Origin of the sequence: Hymenobacter properus (assembly GCF_015694735.1) — a bacterium.
GTDB lineage: Bacteria > Bacteroidota > Bacteroidia > Cytophagales > Hymenobacteraceae > Hymenobacter > Hymenobacter properus.
Window position 1 is genome coordinate 1,342,283 of record NZ_JADQDP010000002.1, and the last position, 25,187, is coordinate 1,367,469.

At 63.6% G+C, this 25,187-nt stretch carries 18 protein-coding genes; 10 read left to right on the forward strand and 8 right to left on the reverse strand.

From position 1 onward, the window contains the following. Positions 1–94: 94 nt before the first annotated feature. From I2I01_RS11810 to nagB, 3 genes are all read right to left on the reverse strand, one after another. Positions 95–1,393 carry a RagB/SusD family nutrient uptake outer membrane protein gene (locus tag I2I01_RS11810; RefSeq protein WP_196286640.1) on the reverse strand — a complete coding sequence of 433 codons (1,299 nt, stop codon included), beginning with the start codon at positions 1,391–1,393 and terminating at the stop codon, positions 95–97. A 20-nt stretch (positions 1,394–1,413) separates the two neighbouring features. Beyond that, complete coding sequence (locus I2I01_RS11815) at positions 1,414–4,611, reverse strand: SusC/RagA family TonB-linked outer membrane protein (RefSeq protein WP_196286641.1); 3,198 nt, start codon at positions 4,609–4,611, stop codon at positions 1,414–1,416. 164 nt (positions 4,612–4,775) lie between these two features. Then, positions 4,776–6,713 (reverse strand): glucosamine-6-phosphate deaminase, encoded by a 1,938-nt coding sequence (nagB, locus tag I2I01_RS11820; RefSeq protein WP_196286642.1) that lies wholly within the window; start codon positions 6,711–6,713, stop codon positions 4,776–4,778. A 286-nt stretch (positions 6,714–6,999) separates the two neighbouring features. On the opposite strand from nagB, the gene I2I01_RS11825 reads away from it, so the two are divergent. From I2I01_RS11825 to I2I01_RS11840, 4 genes are all read left to right on the forward strand, one after another. Next, entirely contained in the window at positions 7,000–10,134 is a 3,135-nt protein-coding gene (locus tag I2I01_RS11825; protein WP_196286643.1) for a SusC/RagA family TonB-linked outer membrane protein, read from the forward strand. A gap of 93 nt (positions 10,135–10,227) precedes the next feature. Beyond that, positions 10,228–11,793 (forward strand): SusD/RagB family nutrient-binding outer membrane lipoprotein, encoded by a 1,566-nt coding sequence (locus I2I01_RS11830; protein WP_196286644.1) that lies wholly within the window; start codon positions 10,228–10,230, stop codon positions 11,791–11,793. A 167-nt stretch (positions 11,794–11,960) separates the two neighbouring features. After that, a complete protein-coding gene (locus tag I2I01_RS11835; RefSeq protein ID WP_196286645.1) occupies positions 11,961–13,202 on the forward strand; it encodes a hypothetical protein in 1,242 nt (413 codons plus the stop codon). A 138-nt stretch (positions 13,203–13,340) separates the two neighbouring features. Beyond that, positions 13,341–14,165 carry a hypothetical protein gene (locus tag I2I01_RS11840; protein WP_196286646.1) on the forward strand — a complete coding sequence of 275 codons (825 nt, stop codon included), beginning with the start codon at positions 13,341–13,343 and terminating at the stop codon, positions 14,163–14,165. A gap of 14 nt (positions 14,166–14,179) precedes the next feature. Here I2I01_RS11840 and I2I01_RS11845 read toward each other — a convergent pair whose 3' ends face one another. After that, complete coding sequence (locus I2I01_RS11845) at positions 14,180–15,982, reverse strand: glycoside hydrolase family 10 protein (RefSeq protein WP_196286647.1); 1,803 nt, start codon at positions 15,980–15,982, stop codon at positions 14,180–14,182. Between the two features lie 169 nt (positions 15,983–16,151). Then, positions 16,152–16,442, reverse strand: coding sequence for a hypothetical protein (locus I2I01_RS11850; protein ID WP_196286648.1), 291 nt, complete (start codon positions 16,440–16,442; stop codon positions 16,152–16,154). A gap of 160 nt (positions 16,443–16,602) precedes the next feature. Between I2I01_RS11850 and I2I01_RS11855 the strand changes: the two genes are divergently transcribed. Both I2I01_RS11855 and I2I01_RS11860 read left to right on the forward strand, forming a co-directional pair. Then, positions 16,603–17,445, forward strand: coding sequence for a hypothetical protein (locus I2I01_RS11855; RefSeq protein ID WP_196286649.1), 843 nt, complete (start codon positions 16,603–16,605; stop codon positions 17,443–17,445). A gap of 192 nt (positions 17,446–17,637) precedes the next feature. After that, positions 17,638–18,510 carry a rhomboid family intramembrane serine protease gene (locus I2I01_RS11860; RefSeq protein ID WP_196286650.1) on the forward strand — a complete coding sequence of 291 codons (873 nt, stop codon included), beginning with the start codon at positions 17,638–17,640 and terminating at the stop codon, positions 18,508–18,510. Here the strand turns inward: I2I01_RS11860 and I2I01_RS11865 are convergent. After that, positions 18,507–18,923, reverse strand: coding sequence for a TerB family tellurite resistance protein (locus I2I01_RS11865; protein ID WP_196286651.1), 417 nt, complete (start codon positions 18,921–18,923; stop codon positions 18,507–18,509). The two genes, I2I01_RS11860 and I2I01_RS11865, sit on opposite strands and share 4 nt — an antisense overlap. A 226-nt stretch (positions 18,924–19,149) precedes the next feature. Between I2I01_RS11865 and I2I01_RS11870 the strand changes: the two genes are divergently transcribed. After that, positions 19,150–20,157 (forward strand): zinc-binding dehydrogenase, encoded by a 1,008-nt coding sequence (locus I2I01_RS11870; protein WP_196286652.1) that lies wholly within the window; start codon positions 19,150–19,152, stop codon positions 20,155–20,157. 145 nt (positions 20,158–20,302) lie between these two features. Next, positions 20,303–20,578 (forward strand): hypothetical protein, encoded by a 276-nt coding sequence (locus tag I2I01_RS11875; RefSeq protein ID WP_196286653.1) that lies wholly within the window; start codon positions 20,303–20,305, stop codon positions 20,576–20,578. A 110-nt stretch (positions 20,579–20,688) separates the two neighbouring features. Here I2I01_RS11875 and I2I01_RS11880 read toward each other — a convergent pair whose 3' ends face one another. Next, on the reverse strand, positions 20,689–22,083 hold the full coding sequence (locus I2I01_RS11880) for an FAD/NAD(P)-binding protein (protein WP_196286654.1): 1,395 nt from the start codon (positions 22,081–22,083) through the stop codon (positions 20,689–20,691). A 144-nt stretch (positions 22,084–22,227) separates the two neighbouring features. After that, on the reverse strand, positions 22,228–23,196 hold the full coding sequence (rfaD, locus tag I2I01_RS11885) for an ADP-glyceromanno-heptose 6-epimerase (RefSeq protein WP_196286655.1): 969 nt from the start codon (positions 23,194–23,196) through the stop codon (positions 22,228–22,230). A 66-nt stretch (positions 23,197–23,262) separates the two neighbouring features. Here rfaD and I2I01_RS11890 point away from each other — a divergent pair, with 66 nt between their 5' ends. Beyond that, on the forward strand, positions 23,263–24,174 hold the full coding sequence (locus I2I01_RS11890) for an ABC transporter substrate-binding protein (RefSeq protein WP_196286656.1): 912 nt from the start codon (positions 23,263–23,265) through the stop codon (positions 24,172–24,174). Continuing rightward, on the forward strand, positions 24,174–25,175 hold the full coding sequence (locus tag I2I01_RS11895) for a FecCD family ABC transporter permease (RefSeq protein WP_196286657.1): 1,002 nt from the start codon (positions 24,174–24,176) through the stop codon (positions 25,173–25,175). The genes I2I01_RS11890 and I2I01_RS11895 overlap by 1 nt, the downstream gene beginning before the upstream one ends. The last annotated feature ends 12 nt before the right edge of the window (positions 25,176–25,187 follow it).

Consider the following 25,187-nt stretch of genomic DNA (forward strand, 5'->3'; position numbering starts at 1 on the left):
TCTTTACCGCGCAACGCAATCCAATCGACAGGATTTACTACTGCGGCAGAGATGCTTCGGCTACGCTCAGCATGACGTTCTTCCAGAACCTACCCTAAATCACCGGGTCGGCCGGAGTGGCGGGGTTGTTTTCGCGCTCGGTGCGGGGGTAGGGAAGGAAGTTGCGGTTGCGCTCGGCGCCGGTGGTGCCGGGGCCGGGGCGGCCGAAGCGGCGGCTGTCGCTCAGGCGGAAGCCCTGGAAGGCCAGCTCGATGTCGCGGTTGCGCAGAATTTCCGTCAGCACGTCGGCCGCCGTGGCGGGGCCGCTGTAGGGCGGCAGGCTGGCGCCGAGGCCGTACACGTCATTGGCCGGGGTCTTGGTCAGCACCCGGTTCAACTCGATAATAGCGTTGGGCACGTCGCCTTTGCGGGCGTAAGCTTCGGCCCGAATCAGGAGCATTTCGCCGGGCACGTACACCGGAATGGGCGCGTTGTTGGCCGTGTAGAAGCCGGTGCCCAGGTTCTGGGTGGCCGTGGGGTTGGTGCGGATGAAGAACGGCAGACGGCGGTCGGCTGAGTTGGGGGCCAGCGCGCCGGTCAGGCCCAGGTTGGCGTTGAAGGGCTCAAACACGTTGCGGTTGCCGAAAGCCACCTCGAAAATGGGGTTGCGGGTGTTGTCGTCGAAGTTGAACACCGAGCGTTTGGTGAGGTCCACGCGGCCGGCGGCGGCAATGGCCTTGTCGTAGTCGCCGGCTTCGAGGCTGTAGCGCGCAATCAGGGCCTGCAGAGTATTGGGCAGGTCGATGCCGGGCACAATCTTGGCGTTGAAATCGGCCGAAACGGGCGTGGCGGCCAGCTGGGCGGCAGCGGTTTCGAGTTGGGCCACGGCGCTTTGCAGCACCTGCACGCGGTCTACAAACGGCGCGTTTTCTTGCGCCGCCAGGGGCGCCTTCTCAAAAAACTGCGCCAGCGTGCCCAGCGACAGCGCCCGGAAAATGCTGGCGTAGGCCACAATGCCGCTGCGGGTGCCGGCGTCGGGCGCGTTGCCGGCGTTGGCCAGCACCAGGTCGGCGTTGGCTTTCACCAGGTTGGCCTGCGTCCAGAGGTTGCGCACCACGCCGTTGCTGTTGGTCACGTTGCCGGCGCCCAGGCTCACATTGTATTCCTCGATGTTGCCCACGTTCAGAATGGTTAATTCCTTGGTGGTGAGGCCGCCGACGGCTACCGAATTATAAATCACGCTCAGCAGGCCGCCCGTGGTGTAGCGGGCCTGCAAGCCGTTGCAGAGCGTAATCAGGCCATCGGAAGAATTGACGACCTGCTGCTGGCTGGCCGTGCTGGGGTTCAGGTAATCTTTATTGCAGCTGCCGAGCGACAGGGCCAGCAACGCCGCGAGGATGGTATATTTTTTCATGACGAAAGCGAGGCTAGGGGCTAGAACGTAGCCGAGAGTTTGAGCTGATAGGTGCGCGGAATGGGCACGTTGCCGAAGTCGATGGCGCGGAGCAGGTCGGAGGCGCCGCCGGCGCTGGTTTCGGGGTCGAAGCCGTTGTAGCTGTCCCACGAATACAAGTTGCGGCCCACCAGGCTCAGGTTCATCGAGCTGATGAACTTGCTGAAGGTGGGCAGCGTGTAGCTCAGCGAGGCCTCGCGCAGCTTCACGTAGGAGCCGTCGTCCACCCGGAATTCCTGGGTGTTGTAGATGGCGAAGATGTAGCCGCGGGGCAGCGTGCCGCGCAGCTCCTGCTCGGCCAAATCGCCGAGGCCCACGCCCTGGCGGGTGCGCTTGTCGGCGTTGAACACGCTGTTGCCCTGCACGGCATCAAACAGCAGGTGCAGCGCCAGCTTCTTGTAGGCCAGCGTGGTGCTGGCCGAGCCCGACCACTTCGGGTTGGGGTTGCCGATGATGACGTTGGCAATGGCCGAGCCGGTGCCGTAGCTGGGCTGGCCGTTGGCTTCGCGGGCCGGCGTGTAGGCCACCGAGCCCACGGCCTGGCCATTGGCGCGCTCATCTTGCGGGAAGCCCTGCGGCGTGAGCAGCAGCGAGCCGTCGGCGTTGCGGGCATAGCCCGAGCCGTAGAACACGCCCGCCGGCTGCCCGGCCAGCAGGTACACCGGCGCCCCGGCCGCGTTGTCGATGGAAATGGCCTGGTTCAGGCCGTTCGAGCCGGGCAGCTCCAGCACCTTGTTGCGATTGCGGGCAAAAATCAGCGAGATGTCCCAGGTGATGGCGCTGGTTTTCACGGGCACGGCGCCCAGCTGCAGTTCCAGGCCGCGGTTTTCCATAGTGCCCACGTTGGTTACAATGCTGGAGCCGCCGGTGCTGGGGGCCAGGTTGCGCTGCACCACCAGGTCGGTGATTTTCTGGTAGTAGGCCGTGATGCCCAGCGTGAGGCGGTCGCGCAGGAAAGCCAGGTCGGCGCCGCCTTCCAGCTCACCCATGCGCTCGGGGCGCACGGCGTTGTTGGCCAGCTGCGAGCCCGGCACAATGGCGTTTTTCAGGAACGGCACCGGGTTGAACTGGTAAAACCGGTCGTAGCTGCGAATGCCGGTCAGGTTGCCGGCCTCGCCGTAGCTGGCCCGCAGCTTCAGGGTGTTGAAGGCGTTGGCATAGGCCGCGTTCTGCCAGAAACCCAGTTCCGACACCACCAGCGAGGCGCTGACTTTGGGGTAGTACTGGTTGGTTTCCGAAGCCGAGAACTTCGACGACCGGTCGCGCCGCACGGCCCCGGTCACGAAAGCCAGGTTGCGGAAGCCCACCGTGGCCTGGCCGTAGATGCCGCTCAAATCGTAGCGGTCCAGGTTGTAGCCCGACGTGACGGTGCTGGTTGCCGCCCCGCTCACCGTCGTGATGAATGGGCTCAGGTTCTGGCCCTGGGTAGAGGTAATCTCCTGTTGGCTAAACTGGTAGCTGTAGCCGGCCAGCAGGTTCAGCTTGAAATCCTCGCTGAGCTGCCGCTCGTAGCCTACGTTCACGTCGGAGTTCAGCTGCAGGGCCACGTTGTTGGCGTTGGAGGCATAGCCCAGCGGGTAGCGGGCAGCGGGCAGGCCGGCCGTGGCCTGGTAAGGGTAGGGCCGGATGTAGCCCTGGCCTACTTGTGAGTAAGCGTCCACGCCCAGCACGTAGTCGACGGACAGTCCCTTCGCCGGGTTCAGGTTCACCTGCACGTCGCTCACGGTGCGGTTCACGCCCTGCGTAAACTTCATGTCCTCGATGGTGGAGAGCGGGTTCACGCGGGTGGGCTCCACGGCCAGCAGGTTGCCGCTGGCATCACGCTGGGTGATGTCGTAGATATTGTTGGTGATGTTGATGGAGTTGATGGGGCTGTAGAACACGTTGCCGTTGGCTTTCTCGTTGGAGAAGCTGTTGATGTAGCTCACCCCAGCCGACACCTTGGCCCAGTCGGTCAGGCGCTGGTCCACGCGGGCCCGCAGGTTGTAGCGCGTGAAATCGGTGCCCTTGATGATGCCCTGGTTCTTCAGGTAGTTGGCCGACACGTAGTACTGCGTGCGCTCCGAGCCGCCCGTGATGGACACCCCGTCGTCGGTGCCGTAGCCCTTCCGGAAAATCTGGTCAAAGTAGTTGTAGCGCGTCACGTCCACCAAGTTGGTGGCCAGCGGCGTGACGGCCCCGGCGCGGGTGATGTTGGTGGTTGTCGTGCCCGGGTTGGCCGCAATCTGGGCCGCCGAGATGCCGCCAATGGTATAAAGGCGCAGCCCGGCGAAGCCAAACTGCTTGCCGTAGGTGTTCACCGGCACCGACTTCCGCAGCTCGTTCATGTTGAAGCTGGTGCTCACGCTCACGCGCGCCGCGCCGGCTGCTCCGCGCTTGGTGGTGATGAGCACCACGCCGTTGGCTGCACGCGAGCCATACTGGGCCGCCGCCGCCGCGCCGTTGATGACGTTGATGCTGGCAATGTCGTTGGGGTTGAGGTCGGCCAGGCGGTTTTGGCCGGCGTTGGCCGCCCCAATATCGTTGGCCAGCGCCAACTGCGACACGTTGGTGCTGGCGTTGCTCACTATCACACCGTCAATGACATACAACGGGTCCGACGAGCCTGTAAGCGAGTGCACGCCCCGCAGGCGCACCGACAGCGAACCGGCGGGGTCGCCCGAGTTCTGGGTAATCTGCGCGCCCGGAATCTTGCCTTGCAGCGAGTTCAGCACCCCGCCCGAGCCGCTTTGCGTCAGCTCCTGCGCCGTCACGGTGCTGATGGCGTTGCCCAGCTCGCGCTTGTTCACGCTCACCGTCGAGCCCACCACCACCACTTCGTCTAGCTTCTGCTTGGCTTCGGCCAGCGTCAGGTCGGTGGTCACGGTTTCGGCGCTGCCCAGCGTGAGGGGGCGCGTCTCGGTCTTGTAGCCCACCAGCGACACCGTGAGGGTGTAGCTGCCGGGCGCCAGGTTGGCGCTCAGGGTGTAAGTACCGTCAGCGTTGGAGGTGGCGCCCACCGTGGTGCCGCCCAGCAGTACCGTGGCGCCCGGCAGCCCCTGGCCGCCCGCGTCGGCTACGCGGCCCTGCAGGGTGTAGCGCCGTTCCTGCGCCTGGGCCAGCAGCGGCCCGATTAGGAGCAGGATTAATAGTAGCCCGTTCAAGTGCCGGGCCAGCTTGTCTCGGAAAAGGTTTGGCATACAGAAAAAGGGTTAGTGGTGGGAAAATGGTGGTTTTGTATCCGTAGAAATTGCCTGTCATCCTGAGCGCAGCGAAGGACCTTTTCATGTAAGGGCGATTTGCAGCAACTCAGACGAAGCCACCGTGAGAAGGTCCTTCGCTGCGCTCAGGATGACAGAGAGGGTTAGAACTCCCAGCGCACGAAGGCTTCAATGCCTTCGTACTCCGGCAGCCCCAACTCGTCGTAAATCTTAGCCGTGGTCCGGTTGCGCGCCTCGCTGCGCTGCCAGAACTCGCGCTGGTCGGCGCCGGGAAACAGCGGCCGGTCCTTCTGGCTCTGGTGCTTGAAGATGGCGCGGCGCTTGCGCGTGAGTTCGGCGGGCGAGAGGGGCACGGCCATCTCAATCTGGTCGATGTCCCATTCCTGCCAGGCGCCGCGGTAAAGCCAAACCCAACAGTCGTCCAACCACGCCGTGCCCGAAGCTTTGAGGCGGTGGATGCTCTCGAAAATGGCCGCCAAACACACGCGGTGCGTGCCGTGCGGGTCGCTCAGGTCGCCGGCGGCATAAATCTGCTGGGGCTGAATGCGGTTCAGCAGCTCCATGGTGAGGCGGATGTCCTCGTCGCCCAGCGGCTTCTTGCGCACGCGGCCGGTTTCGTAGAAGGGCAGGTTCAGGAAGTGGGCGCGCTCGTCGGGGTCGAGGCCGGCGTAGCGCAGGGCGCTTTTGGCCTCGCCGCTGCGGATGAGGCCTTTTATCTGCTGCACCTCCTCCGAGTCGACCTGGCCGGGCTGCTTGGTCCTCAGGAAATTGGCCACGCGGTGGTAAAGGTTGTCGGCCGGCTCGTTACTCGAAAAATGAAACGCCTGGTCGTAGTCGGCCACAAAATCAGCGAAGCGAATGGCCTCGTCATCAAACACGGCAATGTTGCCGGAGGTCTGGTAGGCTACGTGCACCTCGTGGCCCTGGTCCACGAGCCGCAGCAGGGTGCCGCCCATCGAAATCACGTCGTCGTCGGGGTGCGGCGAGAAGATGAGCACGCGCTTCGGAAACGGCTCGGCGCGCTCCGGCCGGTAGGTGTCGTCGGCATCAGGCTTGCCACCGGGCCAGCCGGTGATGGTGTGCTGCAGCTCGTTGAAGACCCGAATGTTGATATCATACGCCGGGCCCGACTGCGCCAGCAGCTCCGAAAGGCCGTTTTCGTTGTAGGCTTCTTCGGTGAGCTTGAGGATGGGCTTGCCCACGGTGCGGGCCAGCCAGGTCACGGCCTTGCGCACCAGAGCGGCATCGTGCCAGTTGCAGGGCAGGTGCAGCAGCCAAGGCGTTTTGCGCGGAGTGAGCTCGGCGCCGGCGGCCTCGTCCAGCACCACTTGCACGGCGGGGTGGCGCTGCAGGTAAGTGGCCGGCACCGTGTCGGTTACCTCGCCTTCCACCATGCGCTTCACCACGGCGGCCTTGCCCTCGCCCCAGGCCATGAGCACAATCTGCCGGGCTTCGAGGATGGTGCCCACACCCATGGTCAGGGCCCGGCGCGGCACGTTCTCCTCTCCGTAGAAGTCGGAGGCCGCGTCGGTGCGCGTCACGTGGTCGAGGGTAATCATCCGGGTGCGGGAGGCTGGGCCGGAGCCGGGCTCGTTGAAGCCGATGTGGCCGGTGCGCCCGATGCCCAGCAGCTGCAAGTCGATGCCCCCGGCCTGTTGAATCTGCTCCTCGTAGCGGCGGCAATACTCGGCCACCTGTTCGGGCGGCACGGTGCCGTCGGGGATGTGCACGTTTTCCGGCTTTATGTCAACATGGTCGAACAGATACTCCCGCATGAAGCGCACGTAGCTCTGCAGCGAGTCGGGCTGCATGGGGTAATATTCGTCGAGGTTGAAGCTGATGACGTTCTGAAAGCTCAGGCCCTCCTCGCGGTGCAGGCGCACCAGCTCCTCGTACACGCGGGTGGGGGAGGAGCCCGTGGCCAGGCCCAGCACGCAGGGCCGGCCTTCGGCGGCGCGGGTGCGGATGAGGTCGGCAATCTGGGCGGCGACGGCGGCGGACGCCAGTTCCGAATCCGAATAAATGCTAACGGGCAGGTGAGCGCCCGGCATGGCAGGCAGCTGAACAGGTTCGGCAGTCATAAAAAGTGGGGTGGGAGTGAGACCAGAATCAGCGGAAAAGGTGAGCAGAAAATTGACAAAAACCGATTGGTAGCCAAAATATTTGTCGGTATGATGGCTAAATGCTAATAAAGTAACATACCTATGGCTGTGGTTGCTAGTTCGCCTTTTTCTGCAATCGATTGGGGCAATATTACCCGAATATTTCGCACATTTGACGCCCCAACTTCATTTTACCCTCATCCAGCGAAATATTCGCCACTTGTTCAGCTTTTCATTTTCCCATTTCCACCAAAACCTGTTTCCCATGAAAAAAACCTACTGGCTATTGATGCTCCTGCTGGGCGTGCTGCTGGCGCCGCCCAGCTGGGCCCAGACGACGGCCCGCGCCGTGTCGGGCATCGTCACCTCGAGCACCGACCAAAGCCCGCTGCCGGGCGTGACGGTGCTGGTGAAGGGCACCACCAACGGCAGCACCACCGGCGCCGACGGCCGCTACTCGGTGCAGGCCGCGCCGGGCACCACGCTGGTGTTTAGTTTCATCGGCTACGCCTCGCAGGAGCGCACCGTGCCCGCCGACGGCGCCGTGGACGTGGCCCTGAAGGAAAGCACCACCGACCTCAACGAGGTGGTGGTGACGTCCTACGGCATTCCGCAGGCCAAGCGCGAGCTCGTGACGGCCGTGCAGGAAGTAAAAAGCAAGGACATCATCGACTCGCGCCAAACCAACGTGGTGAACGCCCTGCAGGGCAAAATCGCGGGCGTGAACATCACCTCCTCGGGCGGCTCGCCGGGTGAGGGCGCCAGCATTGTTATCCGGGGCGGCACCTCGCTCGACGGCGACAACCAGCCGCTGTTCGTCATCGACGGGATGATTATGGACAACGGCTCGTTTCAGGAGAGCACCGCGCCGGGCGGCGGCTCGGCCTTCAACGGCCTGCTGGGCCGTTCGGTGGGCTCGGCCAACCGCGCCGGCGACCTCAACCCTGAAGACATTGAGAGCATTACGGTGCTGAAAGGCCCGGCCGCGGCGGCCCTCTACGGCCTGCGCGCGGCGGGCGGTGCCGTGGTCATCACCACCAAGAAAGGCAAGGCCGGCACCACCACCCTCAACTACCGCACCCAGTATTCGGTGGACGAGGTGAGCCGCTTGCCCAAAATGCAGAGCCTCTACAAGCGCGGCAGCAACGGCCTGGCCGACCCCACCACCCGCATTTCGTTCGGCCCGCGCTTCGCGCCCGACGAAACCGTGTACGACAACGTGAACGCCTTCTTCCGCAAGGGCAACACCTGGCAGAACTTCCTGAACCTGTCGGGCGGCTCGGAGAAGGCCAGCTTCTTCGTGTCGGCCTCCAACCTGCAGCAGCAGGGCGTGACGCCGGGCAGCAAGTACGACAAAAGCACGGTGCGCCTCTCGGGCACGGCCGAAATTTCCTCGCGCCTGCAGGTAAGTGGCTCGGCCCAGTACCTGACTTCGGGCGCCGAGCGTCCCATTCAGGGACCCGGCTTGTTTGGCTCGTCGGGCGGCTTTTTGCTGAGCCTCTTGAACTGGCCGCGCGACGACGATGCCACGAACTACCTGAACCCCGACGGCACCCGCCGCCGCCTGCTGGCCCTGGGCAACGGCACCGATTCCGACGCCGACAACCCCTTCTGGACGGTGAACAACAACCCCCAGACCGACCGCACCAACCGCTTCATCGGCAACGTGCGCCTGAGCTTTAAGGTGGCAAACTGGCTGACGTTGAGCCACAACCTGGGTACCGACGTGTACACCTCGCGCATTACGTCGGTGCGGGCCGTGGGCACCTCGCAGGTGGGCAACCAGAACGGCGGCATTGCCGAGACGGTGGACCAGTTCCGCCTCACCACGGCCACCACGCTGGCCAGCTTCAGCCACAATTTCAGCGACAACATCGGCGGCTCGCTGGTGCTGGGCAACACGCTGGAAGAAAACCGCGACGAGGCTGTGGACTACATCGGCCTGATTTTCCAGAACCCCAACTTCGTGGGCCTCAACAACACGGTGAACCGCAGTGCCTTGCAGCGTGACAGCAAGCGCCACCTCATCGGCAACTTTGCCCGCGTGAACCTGTCGCTGTTCAACCAGGTGTTCCTCGAATTGCAGGGCCGCTACGACCAATCTTCGACCCTGCCGCGCCCCGACGAGGGCAAGATTTTCGGCAAGGGCTTCTTCTACGGCTCGGTGGGCGCGGGCTACGAATTCACCAAGACGCTGGGCCTGGAAAACAGCAACATCGTGAACTACGGCAAGCTGCGGGCCTCCGTGGCCGGCGTGGGCAAAGACGCGCCGCCCTACCGCGTGCTGGCGCCCCTCACGCAGAACACCTACATCGGTGGCGGCTTCCGCAACGACTTCTTCGGCTCGAACCCCAACCTGCGGCCCGAAAACACCCGCACTTACGAGGCCGGCATCAACCTGCAGTTCCTCAAAAACCGCCTGGGCCTGGACTTCAACTACTACTACTCGCGCACCAAAGACCAGATTATTGCGCCCCGCGTGAGCCAGGCGGCCGGTTTCATCCTGCAGTACATCAATGGCGGCATCGTGACCAACGAAGGCCAGGAAGTGTCGCTGACCGGCACGCCCGTGAAGGCTAAAAACTTCACCTGGGACATTGTGGCCAACTTCTACCACAACACCAACCGCGTGGAGGAGCTGCCTTTCCCGCTCACCGTGGTGTACCAGTCCGATGCCTTTATTACCGACGTGCACGAGGGCGGTGCCTTCCCCGGCCGCCCCATCTCGGGCCTGGGCGCCAGCGACTTCAACCGCGTAACCGACCCCAGCAGCGAGTTCTATGGCCAGATGATTATCAACTCGGCCACCGGCTATCCCACGGTGAACCCGCTGTTTGTGTACGCCGGCAACCGCGCCCCGCGCTTCACCACCCAGCTCACCAACACCTTCACTTACAAAGGCCTGTCGTTGACTTCGCTGATGGACTTCCGCGTGGGCGGCGTGGTGATTAACGGCAACGACTGGTACCAGACCCGCGTGGGCACCTCGGAGCGCACCGCCGACCGCTACAAGCAGGTGGTGTTCGACGGCGTGATTCGCAACACCGACGGCACGTATTCGAAGAACACCCGCCCGGTGGAACTGACCCAGACCTATTACACCAGCATCCTGGGCGCGGCCGGCACGGCCTTCGTGGAAGACGGCTCGTGGGCCCGCCTGCGCTACGTGACGCTGAGCTACGCCCTGCCGGCCTCATTGCTCTCGCGCACCGGCTTCATCAAAGGCGCCGAACTGAGCGTGACGGGCCGCAACCTGGTGCTGCTGACCAAGTACAGCGGCGCCGACCCCGAAACGTCGTCGGCCGGTGCCGGTGTGCGCGGCGGCGGTGCCAACGGCTTCGACTACGGCAACGTGCCCGCCACCCGCGGCGTGGACATGGCCCTGCGCGTGAATTTTTAATTACAGTATTCGGTATAGGGAAGTCGGAAGTCAGACCAAAACCGCAGTCTGACTGCTGACTACCAACTACTGACTACCCAACGTCTTCAACTCATGAATTTGAACCGCTATATAATGGGCTTGGGCCTGCTGCTGGGCACTGCCGCCCTCACGTCGTGCGAGAAGTTTCTCGACGTGAACAACAACCCCAACAACCCCGTCGCCTCCACGCCCAACTTCCTGCTGCCGGGCATCATCTCTAATGGCATTCAGACGCAGATGTTCACCGCGCTGCGCACGCCCTACATCACGCAGTACGTGGTGAGCCGCACCGCCAACAGCGGCGGCAATGACCAGTACTACTTCACCAACGCGCAAAGCACCAACACCTTCAACTACTCCTACTTCCAGGCCGGCGGCAACATTCCGGTGATGCAGAAGGCGGCAGAGGCCGAAGGCTCGGTGTACTACGTAGGGGCCGGCAAAATCATGCAGGCCATGATTCTGGCCCACGCCACCGACATGCTGGGCGACATTCCTTACTCCGAGGCCTACCAGGGCGGGGCTAACTTCACGCCCAAGTACGACCCGCAGGAGCAGATTTACGCCACCATCAACCGGCTGTGCGACGAAGGCGCCGTGGAAATGGCCAAACCCGCCAGCGCCAACTTCCGCCCCCTATACAGCACGGCGCCCAGCGAAAGCGGCGACATCCTCTATAAAGGCGACCCCGGCAAGTGGCTGCGCCTGGCCTACGCCCTGAAGGCCCGCCAGGCCCAGCACCTCACCAAGAAAAGCAGCTACGACCCCAACGCCGTGCTGGCCTTGTGCGACAAGGCTTTTACGTCGTCGGCCGATGATGCGCAGATTAACTTCCAGGTGGCCGTAGCGCCGCTGTCCAACACCACCAACATTTTTGGGGTAACGCGGGCCAACTTTGGCACGGCCGCCTTCTCTTCGAACGTGGTGAAGTACCTCAACGGCACCACCTTTCCGGGCGTGGTCGACCCACGCTTTGGCGTGCTGGTGCCCAGCACCAGCACCGGCGCCGACCCCGGCCGCGGCACCACCACCAACCTCACGCCCGGCTCCACGGTCACGGACTTTTACGGCGGCTGGTACGCCCGCGACCTGGGCTACTTCGAGGCCATTACCTACCACGAGCTGAAGTTCATCGAGGCCGAGGCCGCTCTGCGGGCCAACAACCGCACCCGCGCCCTGGCTGCGCTGCGGGCCGGCATCACGGCGCACATGAAGAAAGTGGGCGCGGGCGGCACCTACACGGCCCCCACGGTCACGTTCCCCATCATCTCCGACGCGCAGATTAACGCCTACCTGGCCAGCGCCGCCGTGCCCCAAACGGAGGCCCAGGTGACGCTGCGCAGCATCATGGAGCAGAAGTACATCGCCATGTTCCTGAACCCGGATTCGTGGTCGGACCTGCGCCGCCTCAACTACCGCCCCTCGGTGTACGTCAACTTCCTGTACCCCACCAACGCCAACCCCGCCCTGGCCTCCCGCCCCGTCACCGATTCGCTGCGCCGCTACCCGCGCCGCCTGTTGCCCGGCGCTACCGAAGTGACCGTGAACCCGAACGCCGTGGCCGCCCTCTACGCCGATGCCGGTGCCACCACCGACAACGACTACATCACGGCCCCGCTGTGGTTTGACCGTCCGTAACAGGCTGTCTTGCTGTGCGCTAGTCTGTCATCCTGAGCGCAGCGAAGGACCTTCTCACCGAAGAACTATTTGCAGTGACCATTGCATGCGTGATAAGGTCCTTCGCTGCGCTCAGGATGACAGATGGAGCCAACCCCATCCATCCCCCGATTTTAACAACCCGTTATATGAAGCATTTTTCTTTCCGCACCCTGCTGCTGGTGCTGCCGCTGCTGGGCCTGCTGCTCGGCGGCTGCAAAAAGGAAATCGACGACTATTACACCGTCGTTTCCGAGCCCGGCTTTGCGGGCCTGGGCCAGCCCCGCGTGGCGCTGGCGGCCCGCTACGCCCCCGGCGAGACCATACCGCTCTTCGTGTCGTACGCCGAAGTCGACCAGCTCCGCGACGTGACCGTGTACCAGGTGGTGGCCAAGCTCGACTCGGCCACGCTGGGCACTTACCCCGCCAATGGCACCTACAGCACCACCGGCGGCTTGCAGGTGACGCCCGTGCCCTACACCGTGCCCAACCGTGCCAACGGCCTATTGGTGCGCGTGGACGTGACGCTGAACTTCCAGAACGGCAGCTCGCGCCTGCGCCGCTTCACTTATACCATTGCCGCGCCGGCCACGCTGGAATTTGCCACCACCCCGCCGGTGCCCACCTACCGCAACGGCCTTGCCGGCAACGCCCAGAGCGAAGGCGACATTGTGGGGTATTCGCTCATTCTCAACAAAGGCGGCCTGGGCGCTGTGCCGGTGCCACCGGCCACGGGCCTGCTGTTTAAGGGCATCGATAGCCTGACCACTTTCTACCGCATCGGCAACCAGCCGCGGGTGCGGGCCGGTGTGGTGCGCAACCCCACTACCGGCGCGGCCAACACCCGCACCGTGGACGCCACCATTCCGCGCGGTGCCAACGGCCAGGCCGTCACCTTCATCTTCGAAGCCTACGCCGCCGTGCAGACGCTCACCATCACGGCCCCGGCCATCAACGTGACCAACCCCACGCCGCTGGCCACGCTGCGCACCGGCCGCATCGCGGGTGGCCCCAACGTGACGCTCGACTCCCTGGCGTTCAACCTGCGCACCGGCACCATTGAGCCCGCCGCCAACCCCGCCACCGCCAAGGACCTGTTCCTGAGCGGCACGGGCAACAACGTGACCCTCTCGGCCGCCAACACCACGCGCTTCTATCGCGCTACGCCGGCCCAGGTAGCCGCCGGCTTCTACACCTCGCCCAACGCCAACCTCGTGGCCACCACCCTCTACCAGAACACGACCGTGGCCGACGCCGGCACGGTGGCCGCTGGCGATGTATTCGCCGTGCGCGTGCGCGGTGCCGAGGTGATGCTGTTGCGCATCCTGAGCGTGCGGGCCGGCTCGGCCGGTACCCCCGCCAGGGTCCGGTTCGAGTACCGGTCGCTGTAGCGGCTTAAGCTGTTTTTGCAACAAAAAGGCCTTCCTCGGTTGGGGAAGGCCTTTTTGTTGCGTTGTCACGCCAGTAGGAAGAATGGTTTTATATCAAATGACCCAGAGCGGCGTTACGGGCTCAACCTGTTTGGCACTATGGCACGCATTATTCCCATCATTTTTATTTTGGGGCTAATTAATTGGTTGGGCAGCTGTTCGTCGCCGGGCCGGCCCGCGTCGGGCACCTATCCGCAAGACCCGCGCATTTCAACACCGGCGGGTGTGCCCCGCGACTCCGCTACCAGCTATTTCCCGGCCAGCGCTAGTGTGAATCCCAGCCAGGATTCGCTGGCAAAACGCATGGGCGATTGCCAGGGTGAATTCCAGGGCGCTTCTGAACTCTTATTCCGATTCAAAGCGCCCGTGCTGTCGAATTACTATTTCGGCCATTCTATCTACCGGTTTTTGTGGTGGCCTGCATTCCGACTTCCGGTCTTATTAACGCTGGACTTGACCGAATCTAAAGCGGTGTTGAAAACCCAATGCGTGAACCGATATCCCGAGCCCATGGCCTCGGCCCGTCAGGTAGAAGCGGAGTCGCGGCCGGAAATAGAACGTATCAATCAGCTGAAAGCCTTGATTAAAACCTGCCAGCAAGTGGCCGATAATCAGGAGCGTCTAGCTTCGGCGCTGAGTAGGTTAGACTATATAAAACTCTCCGGTACCCCGTTGATTATAACCGAAAAAAACGTGGTTCTTAGTCAAAGCCAAGTGCGGCAATTTGTTCAATTGCTGAACCAAGCTGACTTTTGGCAACTGCCCAGCTGCAAGCCAACATTTCTTTTAGACGGCGCATACTACACCCTCGAAGCACATGAGCTCCAGCGCTACAAAGTAGTTATGCGGCATAGCCCGTCGGAAAAGGATGGTTTCTTCCGGTGCTGCAAGTTCCTTTTGGACCTCAGCCCTGCTAAGCCCTAAGAAAGGCTCTGCATTTACTTCCCCCCAAACAGCCGCCCGAAGAAGCCGCGCTTCTTGGGCTTTTCTTTTTCCTTCACCTTCACTTTGATGAGAGGAGCGGCCTTGTCCGGGCTCTCGCCATTGGGCAGGCTAAAACGTGGGTCGGGCTGGGTAGCAGTAGGTGCCGGCGCGGGGGCAGAGGCCACCGGCTTGGTGCCGCCGGGCGCCTGGCCCTGGGCCAGTTCCGGCCCGGCCTGGCCGGTGGTGACGACGCGCATGGGCCGGCCCTCGTTGTGTAGGCGGTCGACGGCCGTGACGTAGTAGGCATAGGCCTGGCCGGGCACGGCAGTGGTGTCCACGTAGGTGGCGGGGTAGCCGGGAGCCGGGCGCGGCAACGCCAGGATGCGGCTGGGGTCGTTGGGGGTGCTGCGCTCGTTGGCGCCGAAGCGGTAGAGCACGTAGTAGGTAGCGGCGTCGCCGTCGGCGGCGGGCGGGCCGCTCTGCCAGCTCAGCGTGACCGTGGGGCCGGTGCGGCGCAGCACCAGGTTGGCCACGGGCAGGGGCGGCAGGTCGTCTTTCCAAGGCATGGCGGGCACCAGCGCGGGGTAGCGGAACAGGTCCTGCGTAAGCGTGTCGGTAGTATGCAGGGGGTTGCGCAGCACCGATTTGGCCGAGAAAAACACGCTGCCGGCCACCTCGCCCTCGTAGCTGCGGTTGAGGCGAATCTGGCGGGGCAACTCGCGCGGGTTGCGCCAGGTGGTGTCGGAGCGGGTGCTTTCCAGCATGCGGTAGGTGCCGTGGCCGATGTAGAGGTGGCGGTCAAACTTGTTTTCGGCCCACCATTTCACCAGCACGGGGTAAGGGCAGAGACGGAAGTTCGAACTCCAGTACAGCTGCGGCACGATGTAGTCAATCCAGCCCTTTTCAAGCCAGCCGCGCGTGTCGGCATACAGGTTGGAATAGCTGGGCTGCCCGGCGCGCGTGTCGGAGCCCTGCGGGAAGTCTTTCGACTTGTTCATCCACACCCCAAACGGAGAGATGCCAAACTTCACCCAGCGTTTGGCCACCTGAATGCTGTCGTGCAAATCCCGAATCAGAATGTTCACGTTTTGGCGGCGCCAGTCGGCCAGCTTCAGGCTGTCGGGGTTGTAGGCGCGGAAGGCGGCTTCGTCGTGCAGCACCTGGCCGGGCTCGGGGTAGGGGTAGAAGTAGTCGTCGAAGTGCACCGCGTCAATATCATAGCGCCGCACCACGTCCAGAATGACACGGGTGATGTGGGCGCGCACCTCCGGTAGGCCAGGGTTATACAGCAGCTTGCCCGTAAAGCGCAGAAACCACTCCGGGTGCTGCCGAAACGGGTGGTTCGGCGCCAGGCGGCGCGTCACCGAGTCCATGCTGGCGCGGTAGGGGTTGAACCAGGCGTGAAATTCAATGCCACGCCGGTGCGCCTCATTGATGAGAAAGGGCAGGGGGTCGTCATCACCGGCCGGGGCTTTGCCCTGGGTGCCGGTCAGCCACTTACTCCAGGGCTCCAGGTTCGATTTGTAGAAGGCATCCGAGGCGGGCCGGATTTGCACGAACACCGCGTTAAGACCGGCTTTCTGGCCGGCGTCGAGCAGGCGGCGGTAGTCGCGGCGGTACTGCTCGGGTGTTTCGCCCCGTTGGTTGGGCCAGTCAATATTTTCGACGGTGGCAATCCACATGGCGCGTAGCTCGCGCTTGGGCGGGGGTAGCGTTTCAGCTGGTTCAGCGGTGTTTTGGGCCAGGGTACTGAACCAGGCGCAGGCGCTGATTAATAGGAAAAAAAGGAATCGGCCAGCGGCGAGGAAACGGGGCATCAACAAAAACTTAGCAACGGCAATAGAAGCCGCAAATTACGGCATGGGGCCGCGAGGCACCGTTCATTTCTGTCATCCTGAGCGCAGCGAAGGACCTTCTCACGCTTGAACGCCAATTGTTCTAACGTGAAAAGGTCCTTCGCTGCGCTCAGGATGACAGAAATGTATACTAAGAACCAGTCAGCTCCGTATCTGTCTGTGGGTTGTCGGGCGTGTCGGGGCCGCCTTCGAGGCCATTGGTTTGGCTGGCGTCGCCGTAGTCGCCGCGGATGCCGGCGCCGTCGCCCATATTTTGCTGGGTGCTGCTGGGGATGTTGGTGCCGGTGCGGGGCTGCTCGTTAGAGGCCGTGTCGGGCGTGGGGTTCACGGTGGCGTCCTGCTCCGACGTTTGGTCGGGGGTGGAGGAAGCGGGGGCGCGGTCGGGCTGCGGGTCGGTGGGGTTCTGCGTGGGGTCTGGCATGGGAAAGGGAGATGGGGAGTAAGGAACAGGGGATAAGGGCAACTGCTTAGGCGCCCTGTATGGCTGTACGGGCCGGAAGCGCCACGGTTGGGCGTGGCAAATTGGCCGCCCGTCGCCATCTTGCCAGTGCTTTTCTTCATCAACCCGCCGTCCGCAAGCTGTGTCCGACTATTCTACTGATTTCTACCACCAAAAAACCGACGACGAGCTGCGGTTTTTCATTGAGCACCCCGAGTATTACCAGCCCGATTTGATTGACTCGGCCCGGCGCGAGCTGCGCCGCCGGGGGGGGGCGTGGGCGCCGCCGCTCCCCGAGCCGATGGCCGTGAACCTCGATGCGCCCGCCCACGTGGCCCGGGCGGGCCGGGGTGTCAATTTCCTGAACCTGGCCCTGGCCGCCGTGCTCTTGTTGGGCATGGGCTACTTCTATTACTCCAAGCAGCGGGGCGGGGGCGTGAAAGCCGTGGCCGCGACCGCCAAGCCCCATGTGCCGCCGCGTCTGGTGGAAGTGCCCACCTCGGCCATCCCCACTTACGACGGTTCGTCCGTGGCCGACCAACTGGTGGCCCGCATGCCTGCTGCTGAAAAGAAAGACCCGCAGGCTTTGCGCCAGTTCCGGGAGCTGGCCCGCCGCTTCTGGACGGCCGAGATGCAAACCGAATACCTCACCGGCCTGGCCCACGCCGGCAAGGCCGGCCCCATGTTCGCGGAGCAAACCACCGTGGTGCGCCAAACCTGGTCGGAGTTCAACAAAGGCGCCGCGTACAGCTACCGCTTCGGCCCGAAAACGGCCAACGTGTACGGCCGCATGCGCGAGGCCGCCAGTAGCCAGCAGCACATCCTGGAGCAGTTTCCAGGCCTGCTAGATGGCAAAAAATTCCTTACCGATAAAGAGCTGGTATCCCGCGAAGCCGATGTGCAGGACTGGCTCAAGGACGTGCTGCCCGCCTCGCCCGTCACCGGTAAGCCCTACAAAGCCACGGTGCTGACTATCAAGTACTAGGTTTTAGGCGTTGGACGTTGCTGTCATCCTGAGCGCAGCGAAGGACCTTTTCACGTAGGAAACTTCTAGCGTGAGTAGGTCCTTCGCTGCGCTCAGGATGATAGGGTAGGGCATCACAAAATCCCAACCCCGAACACCTGGCAAAGTGGCCGGTTGTTACCATCTGGCGCGCTCCTTGCGCGTGCCGTTTCGATGGAAGAAGCCACCCCCTCCGCTGCGCCCGGCTCCACGGCCGCCCTGGCCGCCCAGCTGTTCGCCCAGAAGCCCGAAGCCGAGCTCCTGTACCTGGCCCAGAACGCGGCCCGCTACCCGCCTGCCGTGGGGGCAGCTGCTGTGGCCGAGCTCAAGCGGCGCGGGCTGCTGCCCGAGGCCCCGGCGCCCGCGCCGGCCCCGCCCGCCGAAGAGTCCGAAACCTGGCCGCAACTCGTAGGCCAGCTGCTGCGGGGGCTGTTCATCCCATCGCGCCGCTTCTGGGCCACGCCGCTGCTGCTCGACCTCAACGTGCTGGTGTTTGGGCTGATGGTGCTCAGCGGCGTGTCGGCATCGCAGCCCACCGGGCACCAGCTGGTGCTTTGGGGCTCCAATATTTCCGACCTCACCCTGCACGGGCAACCGTGGCGACTGCTCACCTGCCTGTTTGTGCATGCTGGTCTATCACACCTGCTGCTAAACATGTTTTCGCTCTGGCTGCTGGGCCTGCTGGTGGAAGACCGGCTGGGACCGGTGCGCCTGCTACTGGGCTACTTGGCCTGCGGCGTGGGCGGCGGGCTGGCCAGCCTGTGGTGGCACACCGACGGCGTGAACTCAGTGGGGGCTAGCGGCGCCATTTTCGGCCTCTATGGCCTGCTGCTGGTGCTGCTCATCGGCAAGCGGCTGGTGCTGGGCAAGTCCGACCGCCGCGCCATGCTGGGGCTGGTGCTGTACCTGGTGCTCAGCAACCTGCTGTCGGGCATCACCGGCAATATCGACAACGCTGCCCACCTCGGCGGCCTGGTGACGGGCCTGCTGGTGGCGGGTCCGGTGGCCATTGCCGGGCTGGCCAAGCACGAAGAAAGCAGCCACTAGCTCACCGTGGGCGGCATGGGGTAGGGGTTGGGCGCGCCGCCAGCCAGTTGGCTCACCATGTCGTCGAGAATGGCCTTGCCGTAGCCAATGCGCATGGCGTATTCCTGGCACAGGCCGTACTCGCGGGCGTCGAGCTGGCCGTCCTGCAGCATCATTTGTACCAGGGTTTGCAGCTCCAGGGTGCGCTGTATGCCCTCGGCGGGCATGATGAAGCTGAGTACGCCCAGGTTGTCGGCAATGGGCATTACTTCATCGGCCGTTAGCCCCAGGCGGTTGCCAATTTGCAGGAGGAAGTCGCTTTCCTCCGAACTCAGCTGCCCATCGGCGGCAGCCACCAAAACCAGGTTCTGGAAGAAGGCCAGCTTCTTTTGCGGCGTGTTCAATACTTCTTCGAGGGAGTGGGTCTCGGCCATGGGATTGAGAAGGTTAGAAATGGAGTGGCCGGGCAGGAAAGTAGCCCGGTGCTTGTTCTGAACGATATCTTGCGCGGAAGGTTGGAGAGAAGCTTTGGCCATTCTGCAGCCTGTGAAGTGGCTTTTTGCCACGCTGCCAACTTGTTGCTACCATCAGCAACCCTTATTCGCAACGCTCTGAAGCTGTTCAGTCCGTCGCTGTTCGTCCATTTATTCTCAATTTCCCATGCGCGCCCTCCAACTCGATGCCATCCATCAGCCCGCAACTGTCTGCGACGTGCCCACTCCCACGCCCGGCCCGGGCGAAATCCTGGTCCGGCTCCACGCCGCCGCCCTTAATCATCGCGACGTCTGGATTCAAAAAGGCCAGTACGCCGGCATCAAGCTGCCCTGCACCCTCGGGGCCGACGGCGCCGGCGAGGTAGCCGCACACGGCCCCAATGTGCCCGCCGATGCGCCGGCTGTGGGTGCCCGCGTGCTGCTCTACCCCGGCCTGCGTTGGGGTTCCAACCCCAAGGTGCAGGCTAAAGACTTCGTAGTCCGGGGCATGCCAGACCCCGGCACCTTTGCCGAATACACCAGCTTGCCCGCCGAGTACGTGCGGCCCCTGCCCGCCCACCTCAGCTTCGAGCAGGGGGCGGCGCTGCCGCTGGGTGGCCTCACCGCCTACCGCGCCTCCTTCACGCGCGCCCAGGTACAGCCCGGCGAGCGGGTGCTGGTGACGGGCATTGGCGGCGGGGTGGCGCTGCTGGCCGCGCAGTTTTGCGCCGCCCGCGGGGCCGAGGTGTGGGTGACGTCCAGCTCAGAAGAGAAAATTGCCCGGGCGCAGCAGCTGGGCGCGAAAGGCGGCATCAACTATAAGGTCGACAACTGGGTGAAAACCCTTATCCAGCAGGCCGGCGGGCCGTTCGACGTCATCATCGACAGCGCTGCCGGGCCGGCCTTCAACGCCCTGCTCGACGCCGCCGCGCCGGGCGGCCGCATCGTTTTCTACGGCGGCACGCTGGGCAATATCCCCGACCTGCCGCCCGCTAAGGTATTCTGGAAGCAACTCAGCGTGCTGGGTTCCACCATGGGCTCCCTGCAGGATTTTGACAACATGCTGGCCTTGGTGACGGAAAAAAACATTGTGCCCGTCGTCGACCAGGTATTTCCGCTGGCTGAAGGAGAGGCTGCCCTGCGCCGCATGGAAGCCGGCGCTCAGTTCGGCAAAATCGTGCTGAAAATTGAATAGGCGAGGCTGCGGTACTCGGGTAAAAACGCCTGCTTTAACGCGCTTGTAATCAAGAGGTAAATTATGTGTCTAAGGGAATGAAAACGGGCCTTTTTCGGTTATTCTACTACGCTGATATTCCGCTAAAAGACAGCTTGTTTTTATTATGAAATCTGCCGCCGAATACCTGAAAGGTCATGTGTTTGAAGCCCGCCGCCCGCGCCGCGAACTGCAGCCGGTGGTAGCCCACGCCGACGCCGTGCAAGCCATCGAGCAAGCCCTGGCCGACGCCGAAAAATACCGTTACCTACTGATGCGCGCCCTGCGCCACCACGACGCTGCGGAAACCACTGCCGCCCCTTCGCGCCTGGCCGACATCCGCCCTGCATTCCCCACTACCGAGGCGCCGGTGTTGCCCATGTATCCCGCGCTGGCAGCGTAAGCTGATTTCCATTACAAAACGAAGCCGCTCCATCTGGAGCGGCTTTTTTTATAGCTGCCGCCTTAGCCTGCGCTAAAGTGTGCTACGTCTGCTTTGGTTAGAAACGAGCATTACTGCCCTGCCACCCGCCGCGCCAGTTCCTGGGCCAGGTCGGCCGCTTGCTGCCGGATTTCCGGAACGGCTGTCGATTCAAAATACGCCGGCCGCCGGCTGGGGCCCAGGGTAAACAGCGTGGTCGACACCCGGCCGTCGGCCCCGCGCAAGGCGCCGTGCGGGTCCGTCTGCATGCCCAAGCCCAGCGGGTCGGCCGCCAGGTGGCCCTTGTCGCGCAGGCTCATCACCAGTGGGTCGGTGATGCGGCCGTAGTCGAGCAGGGGGCCGGCGCAGCACACCACGTGTTGGGCTGTGTGCCAATCATTAACCTCATTTCGGGGGCCGATGCGCACGCGCAGCAAGTCGCCGTCGGGCAGTATTTCCCGCACCGACCCTGCCCGCAGCTGCACCAGGCCATTCGCCGTGAGGTCGGCCAGGGCGGCCGCATTTTGCGGCGGGCTGCGGTGCCGGGCCACGGCCCACACGCTTGCCAAGTGCCGCAGAAAACGCCGCTGTTCCACCAGCGGCCACGCCGCCCAGATGCGGCCCAAATCGGGCCGCAGCGCATCCAGCACCGGTCGCCAGTCGATGCCCTGCGCCGCGGCGGCCCGCAAGTGCCTTTTAAAAATAGCCAGCATGCCCGCTACGGTGGTTTCGGCAGCCAATTCAGGATAAAAGTTCGGATAGGGGGCCACGACGGGGCCGTGGGCGCTGGGCCAGCGGCCGTGGCGGGCCACCACCGTCACGGGGGCGCGGTGGTCGTCGTGGTGCAGGGCCAGCAGCACGTCTACCGCCGTCAGGCCCGAGCCGATGAGCAGCACCGAGTCATCGGGCCCGATGCGACGCAGGTTGCCGGTGGCCCAGGGGTCGGCGTGGTAGCCGGGGTGGTGCAGGTAGCGGTGGTCGGGCCCGGCCGGGGGCGGGGGCGGGAAGTTGCCCAAAGCCAGCACCACGTAATCGCTGCGAAGTTGGGTGCCGTCGGCCAGCACCATGTTGCGCTGGCCCGAGGGCAGGAGCGGGGCCGTGACGGCCGTGCTGCGGTGCCACTGCAAATTCGGCGGAGCGGTGGTCAGAACGGCGGCCAGTTCCTCACGCAGGTAGCGGCCGTAGGTGGCACGGGAGGCAAACTCCGGTACTCCGGTGGCACTTTCGGGCTGGGTTTGCAGCCAGTTGGCAAAATGCGCGGGCGCGTCGGGGTAAAGGCTCAGGCCGCCAGGGCGCACGTTGAGCAAGTATTCGGGCCGCCGGGCGGTGTAAGCCAAGCCGGGGCCCGGCACGTCGCGCGGCTCGATGAGATGAATTTCGGCCCCAGCCAGGGCGGGCTGCTTTCGCAGTTGCAGCACCAGCGCTGTGCCCGCGAAGCCGCCGCCTACAACGGTGATGACGGGAGAGGCGGGCTGGGTCACAGGCACGGGCGGGAAAGCGAATAGTAAAAGAAGAACGTCATGCTGAGCGGAGCCCAAGCATCTCTACCGCAATAGTAAATGAATACTTGCGCAGTAGAGATGCTTCGGCTGCGCTCAGCATGACGTTCTGCATAGCTTGGCATCAATATGTTACAGGTAACGGCCCGGCAGCAGGTAATTCTGTACGTAGTCTTGAATGCCATCTTCCAGTCGGGTAAACGGCTGAGCGTAGCCAATGCTTTTAAGCTTGCTCATGTCGGCCTCGGTGAAGTATTGGTACTTGTCCCGAATGTCCTCGGGCGTGTCCTTAAACTGAATATCAGCCGTGCGGCCCAGCGCCTGGAATGTGTTCAGGGCCAAATCCAGGAAGGTGCGGGCCTGGCCGCTGCCCAGGTTGTAGATGCCGGAGTGCGTGCGGTGATTCAGCAGGAAAAGGCACACTTCCACCACATCCTTCACGTACACAAAGTCGCGCATCTGGCCGCCGTCGGTGTAGTCGGGGTTGTGCGACCGGAACAGCATCATCGAGCCGGTTTGCTGAATCTGGTGGAAGGCGTGGAATATCACCGAGGCCATGCGGCCCTTGTGGTACTCGTTGGGGCCATACACGTTAAAAAATTTCAGCCCGGCCCAGAAATAGGGCTTCTCTTCCTGCTGCAAGGCCCAGTTGTCGAAGTCGTTTTTCGAGTCGCCGTAGGGGTTCAGCGGGCGGTAGAGCGGGAACAGGGCCTCGTCGGTATCGGTGTAGCCCAGGGTGCCGTCGCCGTAGGTTGCGGCCGAGGAGGCGTACACCAATGGCAGGTTGTACTGCACGCAGGCCCGCCACATCTGCTTGGAATAGTTGAGGTTGAGCAGGTCGAACACGGCCGGGTCCATCTCTGTGGTGTCGGTGCGGGCGCCAAGGTGGAAGATGAACTCCACCTGCTCGTGGTTGGCATCAAGCCACTCGAAGAATGTTTCGCGGTCGACGTACTCGCGCAGCTTCTTGCCTTCGATGTTGGGCAGCTTCTTCGCGATGGAAAAATTGTCCACCACCACGATGTCGTTGAAATTGGCGGCGTTGAGGCGGGAAACAAGGCAGCTGGCAATGAAGCCGGCCGCGCCGGTGACTACTATCATGGGGGCGGGGGTTGGAACGGGGCAAAGGTAAACCGTCGCGCCGGGTAGCACGCCTACCTTTGCCGCATGCGTTTTCTGTTGCTGCTTTTACCGCTGGCGTGGCTGGCAAGTTGCCAGTCCGAATCGAAACCCGCTGCCCCCGTGGCCGTGCACGACGGCCTGGGCCGGGCCCTCACCCTGCCCGCGCACCCGCGCCGCGTGCTGGCCCTGGCCCCCAGCATGACCGAAATGCTTTACGCCGTGGCCGATACCGCCACCATCGTGGCCCGGTGCCCACAAGACAATTTCCCCGCCGCCGTACTCCGCAAGCCCGTCGTCAACAACTATCCGCTCGACCTGGAGCGCCTTGTCACGCTCAAGCCCGAGGTTGTGTTCACCGTCGAAGGCATCACGTCGGTTGATGATGCCAAGCGCCTGCAGGACCTGGGCATTCCGGTGTATTATATGCGCTTTCGCAAAGTAGAAGATGTATTTGCGGGCATGGAAAAGTTGGGCCGTCTGCTCGGCCGTCCGGCGCAGGGCCACCGCGTGGCCGACTCGCTGCGCCAAAGCCTCAATACCCTCGTCAACTCACCAACCCACCAATCCGCCAACCCACCAAAAGTGTTGGCCATCACCTGGCAAGACCCCATCTACTGCTACGGCCAGAACACGCTCTTTACCGACGAAATCAGCCTCGCCAGTGGCCAGAATGCCGTGACGGAAACCTTCCCGCAGCCTTATCCGGCCCTCACCCGCGAATACATTCTCAAGCTGAACCCCGACGTGCTGCTCGGCGGCAGCTTCGAGAAGCTGGACAGAACCTTTTTTAAGAATTACCCCGAGCTAAAGCGCATCAACGCCTATAAAACCCATCGTGTCTTCGCCATCACCGGCAACCTGATGGAGCGGCCCGGCCCCCGCGTGGTAGAGTCGGTGCGTGAGCTGCAGGGGCTGCTGCAGCAGCCGGCGTCCACGGCATCAACTGCCGTTCACTGATGCCTGCTCGCCGCCCCCTGCTCTGGCTCACGCTCGGCCTGCTGCTTACGCTAGCCTTGCTGGTGCTGGGGCTGCGCGTGGGCAGCTACAGTACCTCATACAGCTTCATTCTGGATACCTTCCTGCACTACAACTCGGCCGACCCGGCCCAGCTGGTGCTGGTGCAGCTGCGGCTGCCACGCCTGCTGCTGGCGCTACTGGCCGGCGCCAGCCTGGCCCTGAGCGGCTACCTGCTCCAAACCCTCGTCACCAACCCCCTGGCCGACCCCTACTTGCTGGGCACGGCTTCGGGCGCGTCGCTGGGTGCCATTGCGTCTTATGTATTGGTGCCCTCACTCACGGTGATGGGCGTGTATCTGCCGCCGGTGGCGGCACTGGCGGGCGCGTTCGGAGCCACACTGCTGGTAGTGGCGCTGGGCACCCGGCGCGGGCGCATTTTGCCGGCGCCGCTGTTGCTGGCGGGCGTGGCGGTGGGGGCGCTGGCAGCGGCTTTGGGCAGCCTGCTCACCTTCATGGCCTCGCCCGAAGGCAGCTTGCGCAGCGTGGTGTTCTGGGCATTTGGCAGCTTCGAGCGGGCCGGGTGGAGTGCGCTGCCCTATCCGGCGGCAGCGCTGGTTGTCAGCCTGTTTGTGCTGGGCTTCCTGCAAAAAGACCTGAACCTGCTGCTGCTGGGAGAGGAGCGGGCCGCCGCCCTGGGCCTGCCCGTGGCGAGGGTGCGCTGGCTGCTGGTGGGGCTGGCGGCCGGCCTCACGGGGGGCGTGGTGGCGCTGTGTGGGCCGGTGGGCTTTGTGGGGCTGCTGGTGCCGCACCTCACGCGCGGCCTGCTGGGCACCACGGGGCGCTTCAACCTGCTGTTCTGCGCGGTGCTGGGCGGGGGCTTTTTGCTGGCCTGCGACCTGCTGGCGCGGCTGCTCTACCCCCCGGCCGGGCTGCCGGTGGGCCTGGTCACGGCCCTGTTCGGGGTACCCTTCTTCGTATATTTGCTGCGGAAAAACTCATAGTTGTCAGTTGCT

Coding starts and splice junctions, on each gene's coding strand:
- I2I01_RS11810 (WP_196286640.1), bottom strand. CDS start 1,393: ATGAAAAAATATACCATCCTCGCGGCGTTGCTGGCCCTGTCGCTCGGC.
- I2I01_RS11815 (WP_196286641.1), bottom strand. CDS start 4,611: ATGCCAAACCTTTTCCGAGACAAGCTGGCCCGGCACTTGAACGGGCTA.
- nagB (WP_196286642.1), bottom strand. CDS start 6,713: ATGACTGCCGAACCTGTTCAGCTGCCTGCCATGCCGGGCGCTCACCTG.
- I2I01_RS11825 (WP_196286643.1), top strand. CDS start 7,000: ATGAAAAAAACCTACTGGCTATTGATGCTCCTGCTGGGCGTGCTGCTG.
- I2I01_RS11830 (WP_196286644.1), top strand. CDS start 10,228: ATGAATTTGAACCGCTATATAATGGGCTTGGGCCTGCTGCTGGGCACT.
- I2I01_RS11835 (WP_196286645.1), top strand. CDS start 11,961: ATGAAGCATTTTTCTTTCCGCACCCTGCTGCTGGTGCTGCCGCTGCTG.
- I2I01_RS11840 (WP_196286646.1), top strand. CDS start 13,341: ATGGCACGCATTATTCCCATCATTTTTATTTTGGGGCTAATTAATTGG.
- I2I01_RS11845 (WP_196286647.1), bottom strand. CDS start 15,982: ATGCCCCGTTTCCTCGCCGCTGGCCGATTCCTTTTTTTCCTATTAATC.
- I2I01_RS11850 (WP_196286648.1), bottom strand. CDS start 16,442: ATGCCAGACCCCACGCAGAACCCCACCGACCCGCAGCCCGACCGCGCC.
- I2I01_RS11860 (WP_196286650.1), top strand. CDS start 17,638: ATGGAAGAAGCCACCCCCTCCGCTGCGCCCGGCTCCACGGCCGCCCTG.
- I2I01_RS11865 (WP_196286651.1), bottom strand. CDS start 18,923: ATGGCCGAGACCCACTCCCTCGAAGAAGTATTGAACACGCCGCAAAAG.
- I2I01_RS11870 (WP_196286652.1), top strand. CDS start 19,150: ATGCGCGCCCTCCAACTCGATGCCATCCATCAGCCCGCAACTGTCTGC.
- I2I01_RS11875 (WP_196286653.1), top strand. CDS start 20,303: ATGAAATCTGCCGCCGAATACCTGAAAGGTCATGTGTTTGAAGCCCGC.
- rfaD (WP_196286655.1), bottom strand. CDS start 23,196: ATGATAGTAGTCACCGGCGCGGCCGGCTTCATTGCCAGCTGCCTTGTT.
- I2I01_RS11890 (WP_196286656.1), top strand. CDS start 23,263: ATGCGTTTTCTGTTGCTGCTTTTACCGCTGGCGTGGCTGGCAAGTTGC.
- I2I01_RS11895 (WP_196286657.1), top strand. CDS start 24,174: ATGCCTGCTCGCCGCCCCCTGCTCTGGCTCACGCTCGGCCTGCTGCTT.